This window comes from Micromonospora sp. NPDC047740, assembly GCF_043204735.1.
GTDB lineage: Bacteria > Actinomycetota > Actinomycetes > Mycobacteriales > Micromonosporaceae > Micromonospora.
Genome location: NZ_JBIDCT010000001.1, coordinates 60,964 through 74,556 on the forward strand (window position 1 = coordinate 60,964; position 13,593 = coordinate 74,556).

The 13,593-nt window shown below is 71.1% G+C and carries 12 protein-coding genes; 11 read left to right on the plus strand and 1 reads right to left on the minus strand.

The window, feature by feature from the left end; translation table 11 throughout:
- The first annotated feature begins 2 nt into the window (after positions 1-2).
- The 10 genes from ACGF4F_RS00255 (at position 3) to ACGF4F_RS00300 (ending at position 12,840) form a co-directional block, all read left to right on the plus strand.
- Complete coding sequence (locus ACGF4F_RS00255; protein WP_393073426.1) at positions 3-476, plus strand: nuclear transport factor 2 family protein; 474 nt, start codon at positions 3-5, stop codon at positions 474-476.
- Positions 477-840: 364 nt separating this feature from the next.
- Positions 841-2,364: a hypothetical protein gene (locus ACGF4F_RS00260; RefSeq protein ID WP_393073429.1), complete on the plus strand. Its 1,524-nt coding sequence runs from the start codon at positions 841-843 to the stop codon at positions 2,362-2,364.
- 133 nt (positions 2,365-2,497) lie between these two features.
- A complete protein-coding gene (locus ACGF4F_RS00265) occupies positions 2,498-4,393 on the plus strand; it encodes a glycosyltransferase family 2 protein (RefSeq protein WP_393073433.1) in 1,896 nt (631 codons plus the stop codon).
- Positions 4,390-5,547 carry a glycosyl hydrolase gene (locus ACGF4F_RS00270; RefSeq protein WP_357445223.1) on the plus strand — a complete coding sequence of 386 codons (1,158 nt, stop codon included), beginning with the start codon at positions 4,390-4,392 and terminating at the stop codon, positions 5,545-5,547. Before ACGF4F_RS00265 ends, ACGF4F_RS00270 begins: the two co-directional genes overlap by 4 nt.
- A gap of 113 nt (positions 5,548-5,660) precedes the next feature.
- Positions 5,661-6,857, plus strand: a complete 1,197-nt coding sequence (locus ACGF4F_RS00275; protein ID WP_357445220.1) for a glycosyl hydrolase — start codon at positions 5,661-5,663, stop codon at positions 6,855-6,857.
- A 121-nt stretch (positions 6,858-6,978) separates the two neighbouring features.
- Positions 6,979-8,127, plus strand: a complete 1,149-nt coding sequence (locus ACGF4F_RS00280; RefSeq protein ID WP_357445217.1) for a glycosyl hydrolase — start codon at positions 6,979-6,981, stop codon at positions 8,125-8,127.
- A gap of 169 nt (positions 8,128-8,296) precedes the next feature.
- Positions 8,297-10,576: an FAD-dependent monooxygenase gene (locus tag ACGF4F_RS00285; RefSeq protein ID WP_393073438.1), complete on the plus strand. Its 2,280-nt coding sequence runs from the start codon at positions 8,297-8,299 to the stop codon at positions 10,574-10,576.
- Positions 10,573-10,893, plus strand: a complete 321-nt coding sequence (locus tag ACGF4F_RS00290; RefSeq protein WP_073836173.1) for a putative quinol monooxygenase — start codon at positions 10,573-10,575, stop codon at positions 10,891-10,893. Before ACGF4F_RS00285 ends, ACGF4F_RS00290 begins: the two co-directional genes overlap by 4 nt.
- Positions 10,890-12,116: a cytochrome P450 gene (locus ACGF4F_RS00295; RefSeq protein WP_357445208.1), complete on the plus strand. Its 1,227-nt coding sequence runs from the start codon at positions 10,890-10,892 to the stop codon at positions 12,114-12,116. The genes ACGF4F_RS00290 and ACGF4F_RS00295 overlap by 4 nt, the downstream gene beginning before the upstream one ends.
- A 61-nt stretch (positions 12,117-12,177) precedes the next feature.
- A complete protein-coding gene (locus ACGF4F_RS00300) occupies positions 12,178-12,840 on the plus strand; it encodes a TcmI family type II polyketide cyclase (RefSeq protein ID WP_357445205.1) in 663 nt (220 codons plus the stop codon).
- Positions 12,841-12,885: 45 nt separating this feature from the next.
- Here ACGF4F_RS00300 and ACGF4F_RS00305 read toward each other — a convergent pair whose 3' ends face one another.
- Positions 12,886-13,053 carry a hypothetical protein gene (locus ACGF4F_RS00305; protein WP_198940372.1) on the minus strand — a complete coding sequence of 56 codons (168 nt, stop codon included), beginning with the start codon at positions 13,051-13,053 and terminating at the stop codon, positions 12,886-12,888.
- Positions 13,054-13,221: 168 nt separating this feature from the next.
- Here ACGF4F_RS00305 and ACGF4F_RS00310 point away from each other — a divergent pair, with 168 nt between their 5' ends.
- A complete protein-coding gene (locus tag ACGF4F_RS00310; RefSeq protein WP_357445201.1) occupies positions 13,222-13,593 on the plus strand; it encodes a DUF1622 domain-containing protein in 372 nt (123 codons plus the stop codon).

Sequence of the window (13,593 nt, forward strand, 5' to 3'; positions counted from 1 at the left end):
CCGTGCCGGCGGTCAACAGTGCCCTGCAGCGCGCTCGGGCGACGCTGCGCGACAAGTGGCCGGGCGGTCGACTGGAGTGGTCGCCCACCGGTGCACCGGATCCGGCGCAGCGTGAGCTGCTGCGGCGGTACATCGCCGCGCACGAACGGGGCGACCCCCAGGCCCTGGTGGACCTGCTCTGCGAGGACGTCCGGTTGACCATCGAGCCGGACGTCGGCGAGTGGACCGGCAAGGCCGCCGTCGCCGACGCGCTGCGCCGGGACATGAACACCCCCGGCCAGTGGCGGATGCTGGCCGTGGCCGCCGACCGTCAGCCCGCCGTGGCCGCGTACGTCCGCGGCGCCGGCGACGCCACGTTCCGCCCGTTCGCGCTGATCGTGCTACGCGTGGAGGCGGGCCTCCTCCGCGCGATAGACGTGGTCAAGGCACCCGGCCTGTTCGCCGCGTTCGGCCTCCCGGCGAGCCTGGACCGGTAGTGCCCCGAGGCTGAGTTCGGCGCGCCGTACGCGGCGATGTCGATCTTGGTCCAGCCGTACGGTCGTACCGGGAGATCTTGGCGGCTCCGCCGTCCGGCGCTGGGCTGCCCCGTCCTGACGCTGCGATCATCGCATCTTTTGCCGCATCTGTCCTGAGCTGCCACTTTCGCCGCTTTTGCGGGCGTTCGACGCCCTCTGCTGAGGTTTGCTCAATAAGCTCCGAAGCGAGTTGCGGCACCGGCCCAGGCCCCTCCGGCGCGGGTCGTGCTGCGCCATCCGCGCACCACGCGGACACCCTGCCTGGCGTCCCTCGGGGCGGCCTGGGCCACGACCGCCGGAATCCCACGGAGATGCGTGAGACACGATGAAGGACTCGGACACCATGATCCTGCCCCGGCTCGGGTCGGCCGAGGCCAGCGTCGAGGACCCCTGGGGAGAAGGGCACGGCGTCCCCGCCCCCGGTCGCCCGGCGACCGACGCCCCGCGGTGGCGCACCGCCGCCTGGCTGGTCCCGGCGCTGCTGATGGGCGCGCTGAGCGTCGTCGGGGCCGGCGCACCCGGACTCCGCACGGAGGAACTCGCGACCTGGGCCAGGGCCAACTCGTCCTGGCGGGACAACTGGTCCCTCCTCCACTCGAGCGACGCCACCGAAGCGCCCTACCACCTGCTGATGCGCGCGTGGGCGGAGGTCTTCGGCAGCTCCGACCTCGCCCTGCGCGCGCCCTCCATGCTGGCCATGACCGCGGCGGCAGCGCTGGTCGGCGTACTGGCGGCCCGGATGTTCGCGCCGGCCACCGGGGTCCTGGCCGGGGTGCTCTTCGCGTTGCTGCCGACCTCGACGCGGTACGCGCAGGAGGCCCAGCCGTACGCGTTGACCCTGCTCGCCGCGGTGTTCGCCACGTTGCTCCTGGTGCCGGCGATCGACCGGCCGTGGTTCTGGCGCTTCGCCCGCTACGCCGGTGCTGTGGCGCTGCTGGGCCTGGGCAACGTCGTCGCGCTCCTGCTGCTGGTGGGGCACGGCTGGGCGGTGTTCGCCTTCCGGCGCGACAAGGCGCTCCGGTGGTTGGCCGCCGCGCTGGCGGGCGCGCTGCCCGCGGCCGCGTTGCTCTGGCTCGCCGCGCCGCACGGCGTGTCGCTCGCGCGGAACGCGCACCCGAGCCTGTCGGCGCTGGCCGCGGCCCCCCGGGAGCTGTTCGGCGTCGCCGCACTGGGTGCCGTGCTGCTCGCACTGGCGTTGTTCAGCCTCCCGCTGCGGTATTCCGCGGCCGTCTGCACCGCCTGGGCGGTGGTGCCGCCGCTCGCGCTGTTGCTGGTCGCCCAGGTGACGCCCGTCTGGCTGCCGCAGTACCTGCTCTTCACCCTTCCGGCGTGGGCGATGCTCGGCGCGGCGGCGCTGTCCCGCGCCCGGCTCGGCTGGGCCGCGGGGGTGCTGGCGGCGATCGCGGTGATCGGCGTCCCGGCCCAGGCCGACCTGCGGGAACCGGACGGACACCAGCAGGCCAGCCGCCGGCTCGCGGCGGTCGTCGAACGCCGCCTGCAACCCAACGACGGCGCCGTCTACGGCTCGTCGGACGCGGGCGACGGACGGGTCGGCCGGGACCTGGTGGCGCACTACCTGCCCGCCGACCGCCGGCCGCGAGACGTCCTCGCCACCGGCCCGCAGCGCGCCGACGGCCGGGGGCCGGTCGCCGAGTGCGCCGACGTGGCCGGGTGCCTGCGGGGCACCCGCCGACTGTGGGTGATCCGGCTCGGGGAGCGCGCCGACCCGGTGCAGGGCATCGGCGGGGCGAAGGAGCGGCTGCTCCGCACGAGGTATCAGGTGGCGCAGGTCTGGAGACTCACGGGGCTGACGCTGGCCCTGCTGGTGAACGAGCGGAGCGATCTTTGACCGGTGGCGCCCCGGCGGCGAGCGCCGGGCCCGTCGATCGTCATCGCGCAATCCGCAGTGTCCATCCGTATCAGCCGCTCACGATCGGCCCGCGCCGAGTTCGTGGCGAGCAAGTCGAACCCTTGGGGGAAACGTGGGCGTCGCTGTCGATACGCGCCGGTCTGAATCCGCGGGGGAGGGGACCCCCGGCCGGCGTCAGACGGTCACCTCGGCGCAGCCGCCAGCCGGCCGGCGCCCCGACCGTCGGCAACTGAACATCAAGGCCCGCCTCGCGTACGCGAAGTGCGGTGCGGTCGCCGGACCGCTGGTCGCGCCGCGTGACCCGCAGGCGCCGGTCGAGTTCCGCCGGGTCGCCTCGCCCGCGGCCCGGCTGATGCTGACCCTGCTCGTCCTCGTCAACAGCGCGGCCGGGTTGTTGCTCGTCGGGTGGCTGCTGCTGCCCGCGCACGTACCCGGCTCGGGCGTGCTCGGGCTCGGCGGCTGGCAGACGGCGGCGGCCCGGCTCGGCTTCTGCGTGGTCGTCGGGGTCGAGCTGATCCGCCTCGCGCAGAACGTGGTCGTCTGGGTGTTCGCGTACAACGCCAAAGACCCGGTGCCGGTCGATCCTCCGGTCGGTCTGCGGGTGGCGCTGCTCACCACGATCGTGCCCAGCAAGGAGCCGATCGACGTCGCCGAGCGGACCCTGCGGCGGCTGCGGCAGATCGTCTACTGCGGTCAGGTGGACGTCTGGATCCTCGACGAGGGGGACGATCCGGCGGTGCGGGAGATGGCCGCCCGGATCGGCGTGCACCACTTCAGCCGTAAGGGCCGCCCCGAGTACAACCAGCCGAGCGGTGAGTTCCGCGCCCGGACGAAGTCGGGCAACCACAACGCCTGGCGGGCCGAACACGAGGACCGGTACGACGTGGTCGCCAACGTCGATCCGGACCACGTGCCGCTGCCGAACTTCCTGGAACGGACCCTCGGCTACTTCCGCGACCCGGACGTCGCCTTCGTGGTCACGCCGCAGGTCTACGGGAACATGCACCAGAACTTCGTGGCCCACGGCGCCTCGGTCCAGCAGTACCTCTACAACGGGCTGATCGCCCGCGGCGGGAACGGCCTGGACGCGCCGCTGCTCACCGGCACCGGCCATCTCTACCGGCCGTCGGCGTGGCGGACCATCGGCGGCTACCAGGACTCGATCATCGAGGACCACCTGACCAGCATCCGGATCCACGCCGCCGTCAACCCGGAGACGGGCAACCAGTGGAAGGGCGTCTACACCCCGGACGTGGTCGCCCTCGGGGAGGGCCCGACGTCGTGGGCGGACTACTTCAACCAGCAGAAGCGCTGGGCGGCCGGCATCTGCGAGATCCTGGTACGCCCCGAGCTGCGCGCGCCGCGCGAGCTGCCCGCGCGACGGCGCTGGCAGTACCGCCTGCTCCAGTTCTACTACCCGAGCGTGGCGGTCAGCCTGTTGCTGGGGAACTTCGCCACGGCTCTGTACCTGCTCACCGGGGTGAGTTCGGCGCAGCTCGACCTCACCGTGTGGTCGGTGCTGTGGGGCTCGAGCATGGGCACCTGGTTCCTGCTGTGGCTCTGGCTGCGCCGCTTCAACATCGCGCCGCACGAACGGGAAGAGATCGGGCTGGTCGGCATGGCACTCGCGTTGTTCGCCGGGCCGGTCTACGTGGCCGCCGCGGTCGGTGCGCTGCTGCGGCGGAAGCTCGGGTTCGTGGTGACGGCCAAGGGGAAGTTGCGCACCAACGAGTCGCTCGGCACCTTCCGGCTGCACTTCTGCTGGGCCGCCTTCGCCGCTGGCCTGCTCGGGGCGAGTTTCGTGCTGGACCACGGCTTCACCATGCTGCGGGTGTGGCCGGTCCTGACCCTCCTGACCGGGCTCGTTCCGCCGCTGATCGCGCTCGTCTCGAACATCCGGGCCCGCCGCGAGCAACCCGACGACGCGGCCGAGCCCGCCGCCGGCGCCGACAGCGCGGAACGGCACCCGCCGAAGTCACGGGTGCCGGCTGAAGGGGTCCCGCGATGACGAGGCTCACCGTGCCGCGGGTCGTGATGCTGCTGATCGGCGCGCTGCTGGTGGTCTACGCCTTCGCCCTGCCGGCCGTCACCGCCTCCCGGGGCCCGGGGGATTCCCGGTCCGGCCGGGTGGCGAAGGCCGACGCGGAGGCGCTCGCCCAGCCCGGCGCATCGCTCCGACCGGCTCAGCAACTCTTCCCGCCGGCGGGAAAGACGTTCATCGGGGTGATGACCGAGAAGGGCCCGCACGACTTCACCGCGATGAACATGTTCACCGCGGCGGCGGAACACCAGCCGCAGGTCATGCTCTTCAGCTCCGGGTGGGCGGCCGACGCCTTCGACCGGACGCTGTTCGACCGGATCAAGGACCGGGGCATGCTGCCGATGCTGGGCTGGGAGCCGTGGGACTACCGGTTGGGTGAAACAGCCGTCCGGAAGGGGCTCCCGACCCCGGAGATCGACAGGGCACGGAACGAGCAACCCCAGTACCGGTTGTCCCACATCGCGCGTGGGGACTTCGACAGCTACCTGCGGTCCTGGGCCGACGGCATCAAGTCGCTCGGCTATCCGGTGGCCATCCGGTTCGGGCACGAGATGAACGGCTACTGGTACCCGTGGTGCGAGTCGGTCAACGGCAACCAACCGGGTGACTACGTCAAGGCGTGGCGGCACATCCATGACCTGTTCCGGGCCGCCGGAGCCACCAACGTCACCTGGGTGTGGAGCCCGAACAACAGGTGGGACGACTCGACGCAAGAACTTGCCACGTTCTATCCCGGGGACGACTACGTCGACTGGGTGGGCATCTCGGGCTACTACAGCACGGTGTTCACCTCGGACTACCGGTCCTTCGACACGATCTTCAGCCAATCCGTCCAGGAGATCCGGGCCTTCACCAGCAAACCGCTGGTCATCACCGAGACCGGTGCCTCCGACGCCAACGGGCGCAAGGCCGAGTGGATCACCGAGGCGTTCCAGATGCTGGCGCGCTACCGGGACATCATCGGCGTCATCTGGTTCGAGGTGGACAAGCAGAAGGAACTGGACTGGCGCATCGTCAGCTCACCGGCCGTGGCAAAGGCCTTCGCCAAGGCGGTCGCCGATCCTCGCTACCAGTTCACCTGGTCGCCCGACATGCTCCCGCGCACGAAGCTGGCCGATTAGATGCCCGAGCCCCAGTACCTGCCCGCGGATGACGACACGGCCGAGCTGGTCGCTCGAGCCGACAGCGAGGAACGCCCGCCGAAGTCGCGGGTGGCGGCCGAAGGGATTCTGCAATGTTGAGGTTGAGCGTTCCGCGGGTCCTGGTCGTGCTGATCGGCGCGCTGCTGCTGACCTACGCGTTCGCCATCGCACCGATCACCATGTCCGGGGGCCGGGAGGCCGGCCCGTCCGGCCGGGTTGCGCGGGCCGAGCCGGGCGCGGTGCGGACGGGCGAGGCGCTGGCGACGGTCGCACCGACCGCGCCGCCCCGACCGGCTGCGGAACTCTTCCCGCCGGCCGGTAAGGCGTTCATCGGCCTGATGACCGAGAAGGGCCCGCACGACTTCACCGCGACGAACATGTTCGCGGCGGCCGCCAAGCACGAGCCGCAGGTGATGCTGTTCAGTTCGGGGTGGGCGGCCGACCGGTTCGACCGGACGCTCTTCGACCGGATCAAGGACCGGGGCATGCTGCCGATGCTGGGCTGGGAACCCTGGGACTACCTGGTGGACCAGGCGGCCCGCGAGAAGAATCTGCCCGCCCGCGAGATCGACAAGCTCCGCTCCAACCAGCCCGCCTACCAGTTGTCCCGCATCACGGGTGGGGACTTCGACCCCTACCTGCGCTCCTGGGCCGACGGGATCAGGTCGCTCGGCTACCCGGTGGCCATCCGGTTCGCGCACGAGATGAACGGTGACTGGTATCCGTGGTCCGAGGCGACCAACGGCAACCGGCCGGGCGAGTACGTCAAGGCGTGGCGCTACGTACATGATCTGTTCCGGGCGGCCGGGGCCACGAACGTCATCTGGGTGTGGAGCCCGAATGCCCGCTGGGACAAGTCCACCGGGAACATGTCCGAGTTCTACCCCGGCGACGACTACGTCGACTGGGTGGGCGCCACGGGCTACTACGGCACGGGGGTCTTCACCGACTACCGCTCCTTCGAGGCGATCTTCGGCCCGACCATCACCGAGATCCGCACGTTCAGCAGGAAGCCGATGGTCATCACCGAGACCGGTGCCTCGGACGCCACCGGGCGCAAGGCGGAGTGGATCAAAGACGCGTTCCAGGTGCTGCCCCGATACCAGGACATCATCGGCCTCATCTGGTTCGAGGTGAACAAGGAGCTGGACTGGCGGGTCGCCAGCTCCCCTTCAGTGGCGAAGGCGTTCGCCGAGGGGGTCGCCGACCCCCGCTACCAGTTCACCTGGTCGCCGGGCTCGCTTCCGCGCACCGCGCCCGACAACCAGGCGTCCCGTGGCCCGGCGTGAGCAGCACGAGGAGACGAGCCGGCCGGTCCGGGCCGGCAGGAAGGAACGCCGCCCGCAGCTGTCGCGGGCGGCAGCGAAACGGGGGAGTGTCTTGGTAAGGCTTACTGTTCCACGGGTCGCGATGGTGTCGGTCGGCGTGCTGCTGCTGGCGTACGCCTTCGCTGTCGCGCCGGTCACCACGTCCCGGGACGAACCCGCGTCTCACCGGCCTGCGCCGGCCGAACAACAGGACTCGGTGGTGACGACCGAAGCCAACGGGCTCGCGCCAGCCGACCCGATCCTGTCACCACCACCGGGGCAGCAACTCTTCCCGCCCGCGGGGAAGACGTTCATCGGGGCCTTCACCCAGCAGGGCCCGTACGACTTCACTGCGCTGGACACGTTCACGGCGGCCGCCAAGCACCAGCCGCAGGTGATGCTGTTCAGCGCCGGGTGGGCGGCCGACCAGTTCGACCGGATGCCCTTCGACCGGATCAAGGACCGGGGCATGCTGCCGATGCTGGGCTGGGAACCCTGGGACTACCGGTTGGACGAAGCGGCCCGCAAGAAGCGGTTGCCCGCCCGTGAGATCGACAAGCTCCGCTCCAACCAGCCTGCCTACCGGTTGTCCCGGATCGCGCGGGGGGACTTCGACAGCTACCTGCGGTCCTGGGCCGAAGGGATCAAGTCGCTCGGCTACCCGGTGGCGATCCGGTTCGCACACGAGATGAACGGCTTCTGGTACCCGTGGTGCGAGTCGGTCAACGGTAACCGCAAGGGCGACTACGTCAAGGCGTGGCGCCACGTACATGATCTGTTCCAAACGGTTGGGGCCACCAACGTCAGTTGGGTCTGGAGCCCGAACGCCCGATGGAGCAGGTCGACGCCGAAGCTCTCCGCCCTCTATCCGGGCGACGACTACGTCGACTGGGTGGGCGCCACCGGCTACTACGGCACGGGGGCGTTCTCCAGGTACCGGTCCTTCGACTCGATCTTCAACCCCACCATCAAGGAGATCCGCACGTTCACCAGCAAACCCATGGTCATCACCGAGACCGGTGCCTCCGACGGCCACAAGCGCAAAGCCGAATGGATCAAGGAGGCGTTCCGGGCGCTGCCCGGACACCAGGACATCATCGGCCTCATCTGGTTCGAGGTGAACAAGGAGCTGGACTGGCGCATCGTGAGCTCCTCGGCCGCGGCGAAGGCGTTCGCCCAGTCGGTCGCCGGCCCGCGCTACCAGTTCAGCTGGTCGCCCGACATGGTCACGCGTACCGCACTGGACGACTAGTCCGGGCCCGTCCCCACGGCGTCACCGGTCGCGGACAGCCCGCCGCCCGCCGGTGACGGCGGGTTGACGCGACCTCCGGCAGGGTGCGCAGGACGACGTCGTGGTGGTCCGGGCCCGCCGGCCTCGACAGGTCCACCGTCTGCCCGCGTAGGCCGTCGAAGGAGACCTCATGATCAGGACGATGGTCCGGATGCGCGCGCGTCCGGGGTGCGAGCCCGCCGTGGCGGCGGCGTGGCGGACGGCCGCCGGGCAGATCGCCGGCCTGGCCGGCAACCTCCGGCAGGACCTGCTGCTCGACGCCAGCGACCCGCGCGTGTTCGTCGTCGTCACCGAGTGGGCCGACGAGTCGGCCCTGCGCGACTACGAGAACGGGGCGGTCGCCGGGCGCTTCGCCGGCGCCGTCCGGCCGCTGGTCGAGCCGCCCGGCCCGGGCAGCTACCGGGTGATGCGCGATCCCGGCGGTGCCGGCTCGACGATCTTCGTGGACGTCGAGGTCACCGTGCCGGCCGCCCGGCTCGCCGAGTTCGAGCGCGGCTACGCCGAGGTCCTCACCCGGATGGCCGGGATACCCGGGTACGTGCGCGAGGAGCTGCTGCGCGAGCCCGGTGCGGACATCTTCCACATCTTCGCTGAATGGAACAGCGAAGCCGAGTTCTACCGCTGGATCGGCGACCCGGCGCACGCCGAGCAGGAGGCTGGGCCGATCGCACCGTTCCTTCTCGACTTCCGGCGCCGCCTGTTCCACGTCGCGGCCGATTCCGGAAGCACCTGGGCACTGAGTACCGGCAGGGAGGCCGACGTGGACAGGACAACGGACGTACTGGTCGTCGGGGCGGGGCCCACCGGGCTGACCGCCGCCGTCGAGCTGGCCCGGCGCGGCATCGAGTGCCGGGTGATCGACAAGCTGGCCACGCCGCCCGGGCAGGCGGACAAGGCGATCGGCGTGCACTGCCGCACGATGGAGCTCTGGGAGGACCAGGGCATCGTGCGGGAGGCCATGGACGCCGGGATCTGGCTGACCGGGAACATGGTGTTCGTCAACGGTGTGGAGACCCACCGGATGAGCTGGGAGCTGCCCGAGCTGCCGTACGCCCACCTCGGCCTGCCCCAGTACGAGACCGAGCGGATCCTCACCGAACGGCTGGCCACCCTCGGCGTACGCCCGCAGCGCGGCGCCGAGCTGGTCGAGTTCACCCAGGACGACGACGGCGTGCTGGCCACGGTCGCGACCGCCGACGGTGGCCGGGAGACGATACGGGCGAAGTACCTGGTCGGCTGCGACGGCGCGCACAGCCGGGTCCGCGAGCTGCTCGGCTTGACCTTCACCGGCGGGCTCGGCCGGTTCCCGCAGCTTTTCATGCTCGGCGACGTCGACGTGGACTGGGACATGCCGGACGGCCACCTGCTCCGGTTCCTGCACGAGACCGACGGCCGGATGGACGGGATGCTCGTCTGCGTCCCGCTGCGCGGCGAGGCCCGGTACCGTATCGCGACGTTGGCGCCGCCCCGGTTCTTCGCCGAGACCGGCGGGCAGGACGCACCGCCGGGGTTCAGCGAGGAGCTGGCCGCGCCGACGCTCGCCGACGTACAGGCCGCGCTCGACCAGCTGGCCCCGCCCGGCACCCGGGCGTCGAACCTGCGCTGGTCGTCGGTGTTCCGGATCAGCCACGGCATCGTCGACCGCTACCGGGACGGCCGGGTGTTCGTGGCCGGCGACGCCGCGCACCTGCACCCGCCCGCCGGCGGCCAGGGCATGAACACCGGAATCCAGGACGCCTGGAACCTGGCCTGGAAGCTGGCCCTGGCGGTACGCGGAATCGCGGCGCCCGGGCTGCTCGACAGCTACGAGACCGAGCGGCGCCCGGAGGGCGAGGAGATCGTCGGGCGCGCGGTCCGGATGGCCTTCACCGACGAGCTGGACCGCGAGGACCTGAAGCGCCAGTTCCTGCAGGAGATGTCCATGCTGCTCAGCTACGCCGACAGCCCGCTCGTCGGCGAGTGCCTGACCGACCCGGACGCGCTGCGGCAGGGCCCCCGGCCCGGCGACCGCGCCCCCGACGTCGGCGGCCTGCGCCGGCAGGGCGTCGGACACCCGCTGCGCCTGCGCGACCTCACCCGCGGCACCCGGCACACCCTGCTGGTGTACGCGGACGGCTCCGCCGACGAGGCGGCGCTGGCCGCGGTGGAGAAGCTGTACGCCGAGGTCCGCGGCCAGACGGCCGGGGAGGTCGACGGGTACCTGCTGCTCGGCCCGGACGCCCAGGCGCCGCGGCTGCTCGCGCCGCCGGTGGTACGCGACGACGAGGGCCGGTTCCGCGCCGCGTACGGGGTCGCCGGCGCCGCCCTGTACCTGGTCCGGCCGGACGGGCACGTCGGGTTCCGCAGCCAGCCGATCGACGCCGACGCGCTGCGCAAGCACCTGCACCTGGTGTTCGGCGGTGCGCGATGACCCGGGTGCGCACCGTGCTCGCGATGCGGACCAGGGAAGGCTGCGAGGACCGCTTCGAGGCGGAGTGGCTCTCCGCGGCCGAGGAGATCCGCACCCTGGACGGCTGCCTGCACCAGGACCTGGTCCGCGACGCCGACGACCCGCGCAGCTATCTGATCATCAGCGACTGGGCGGACCGGGAACGGCTGGACGCCTTCGGCCGCAGCGAGCACCGGGACCGGCTCCTGCGCATGATCCGTGAGCTGCGCGAATCCGCGCAGCGGCACACCTACCAGGTGCTGCACAGCGTCGGCAGCGAGCCCGAGGAGGCGAGATGACCGAGCCGGCCCTACCCGCTTCGGAGTTCTACACCGACGAGTTCGCCGCCGACCCGTATCCCAGCTTCGCGCGGCTGCGGGACGACCGACCGGTGTGCCCGGTCAGCTCGCCCCGCTTCGACCAGTACCTGATCACGAGGTACGACGACGCCAAGACGGCGCTGACCGACCCGCGGCTGTCCAAGGACCTCTACGGCCCCGGCCAGCACTACCTGCGGCTCTTCGGGCCGAACTCCGAGGGCCTCAACAAGAACATGCTCAACTCGGACCCGCCGGAGCACACCCGGTTGCGCCGGATCATCTCGCAGGCGTTCGCGCCGCGCCGGATCGAGGCGCTGCGGCCGCGGGTGGCGCAGATCGTGGACGGCCTGCTCGACAGGATCGTCCCGCAGGGCCAGGCCGAGCTGATGCACGAGTTCGCGATCCCGCTGCCGATGATGGTGATCTGCGAGCTGCTCGGCATCCCCGAGGCCGACCACGGGCGGGTGCTCGACTGGACCCAGGTGATCCGGACCTCCGGGTCCTCCCGCCGCCCTCCACAGGAGGAGCGGGCGGCCGTACAGGAGGCCCAGCTGAAGCTGCACGACTACCTCGTCGACCTGATGCAGGCCAAACGCGCGCACCCGGCCGACGACATCATCGGCGCGCTGATCGACTCCTGTGACCGGGATCGGGCATTGTCCGAAGCGGAACTGGTCACCACCACGTTCCTGCTGCTGTTCGCCGGGCACCAGACGACCGCGGACTTCCTCGGCAACGCCACGCTGGCCCTGCTGACCCATCCCGAGCAGCTGGAACTGCTGCGTACCACGCCACAACTGCTGCCGTCGGCGATCGAGGAACTGCTCCGGTTCGACGGCCCGCTGCCGGTGGCCAGCCCGCGGATCGCCACCGAGGACGTCGAGTACGAGGGGGTGTGCATCCCGCGCGGGTCGATCGTCGGAGTGGTGATCAATGCGGCCAACCACGACCCGGCGCACTTCACCGACCCGGACCAGCTGGACCTGCGGCGCGTCCGCGGCCCGCACCTCGGCTTCGGTCACGGCGTCCACTACTGCCTGGGCGTCTCGCTGGCCCGGATGGAGGCGCAGATCGGCCTCAGTGCGCTGCTGCGCCGGCTGCCCGGGCTGCGGCTCGCCGTGCCGGTCGCCGAGGTACGCCGGCTGCCGGCCGCGTCGCCGTTCCGGGGCCTGCTGGAGCTTCCGGTCACCTTCGCCGCCTGAGCACCTCCGGTGCGCCGCGTCCCCGTCCGCCGTACAACCGAAACCCACCCAAGGAGCAGCCATGGTCTTCCGGAACGTGATCGTCTGCCGCATGGTCCCCGGCAGTGAGAACATCGTCGGCGACGTCTTCGGGCACTACGACAAGACCACCCGACCGCAGGACCTCGGAGTCATCGGGCGGATCCTGCTGTCGCACCACGACCTCTACATCCACGTCATCGAGCGCAAGCAGGACCCGAAGGTGTCCGGCCAGACCCGTGGGCTGCCCGCGTTCCAGAAGATCGCCGAGGCCATCGGCCCGTACGTGACGCCGTACCCGAGGTACTGGAAGAACCCGTCCGACTCCGTGGCGAAGGAGTTCTACCAGTGGGTGCCGGACGGGAAGGGGCCGGAGGACACCACGCTGACCATGATCGTGGGCCGGATCAAGCCCGGCGCCGAGCCCGACGTGGCGCGCGTCTTCACCGAGTCCGACGCCGGCCCGCTCCCCGCCGAGCTGGGGGTCACCGGACGCTGGCTGTACGCCATCGACGACGTCTACGTGCACCTGCTCGAGCAGGACGCGTCGCTCGCCGAGGCCATGCGGCACAACCACGACAAGCCGGCCTTCAGCAAGGTGATGGAGGACCTCAGCCCCTACATCAGCCCGTACCGTCCGGACATCTGGCGCGGGCCGCAGGACTCGGTGGCCAAGCCGTTCTACCGCTGGCGAGCCGAGGACTGACCAGTCCGACCGAGGTGGGGGCGTCGGCCGACGCCTCCACCGTCGTCACTCGTCCACGACGGTGTCCGTCTCGCCGTCGTGCTGGAACCGCACCGGCTGGTGCTCGTCGGGCCGTGGGTTCTGGGACGGGGTGTGGTGCGGGTCCCCGTCAGGGGAGAAGAGCACCTCGTCGGTCTTGTGGGTCTTCTCCTCGTCCTCTTCCGGCTCCGTCACGTCCGCTCCTCGCCAACTGCGCCTCGCCTGTGCTCCCACCCTAGGTGGGCGGGATGGGCCGCCGCAGGCTTTCCCGTCGTCGCACTCCGAACTGCCGAAACCGCCCAGACGGCGGCCGGAGATGCGGGATGGTGGGTCCCGCAGCGAGCCGGGTGCCGGGGGTGACGGATGCCGACCAGGGAGATCATCCAGCTGATCGGCGAGTCCCTGGACCTCGCCGGGGTGCTGGTCATCGCCGTGGGCGTCATCATGGCCACGGTCGTCTTCGTGCGCGGCTGGTGGCGGACCCGCCGGCTGGTCGACGTCTACCCGCCCTACCGGCAGGGCGTCGGGCGAGCCATCCTGCTCGGCCTGGAGTTCCTGGTCGGTGGTGACATCATCCGTACCGTGGCGGTCTCGCCCACCTTCGCCAGCGTCGGCGTGCTGGCCCTGATCGTGCTGGTCCGGACCTTCCTCAGCTTCTCGCTGGAGGTGGAGATCGACGGCCGGTGGCCCTGGCAGAGCCGCAATCCGGCGACCGGGCACCGGACCGTGCGGTAA

Coding starts and splice junctions, on each gene's coding strand:
- ACGF4F_RS00260 (WP_393073429.1), top strand. CDS start 841: ATGAAGGACTCGGACACCATGATCCTGCCCCGGCTCGGGTCGGCCGAG.
- ACGF4F_RS00270 (WP_357445223.1), top strand. CDS start 4,390: ATGACGAGGCTCACCGTGCCGCGGGTCGTGATGCTGCTGATCGGCGCG.
- ACGF4F_RS00275 (WP_357445220.1), top strand. CDS start 5,661: ATGTTGAGGTTGAGCGTTCCGCGGGTCCTGGTCGTGCTGATCGGCGCG.
- ACGF4F_RS00280 (WP_357445217.1), top strand. CDS start 6,979: ATGGTGTCGGTCGGCGTGCTGCTGCTGGCGTACGCCTTCGCTGTCGCG.
- ACGF4F_RS00285 (WP_393073438.1), top strand. CDS start 8,297: ATGATCAGGACGATGGTCCGGATGCGCGCGCGTCCGGGGTGCGAGCCC.
- ACGF4F_RS00290 (WP_073836173.1), top strand. CDS start 10,573: ATGACCCGGGTGCGCACCGTGCTCGCGATGCGGACCAGGGAAGGCTGC.
- ACGF4F_RS00295 (WP_357445208.1), top strand. CDS start 10,890: ATGACCGAGCCGGCCCTACCCGCTTCGGAGTTCTACACCGACGAGTTC.
- ACGF4F_RS00300 (WP_357445205.1), top strand. CDS start 12,178: ATGGTCTTCCGGAACGTGATCGTCTGCCGCATGGTCCCCGGCAGTGAG.
- ACGF4F_RS00310 (WP_357445201.1), top strand. CDS start 13,222: ATGCCGACCAGGGAGATCATCCAGCTGATCGGCGAGTCCCTGGACCTC.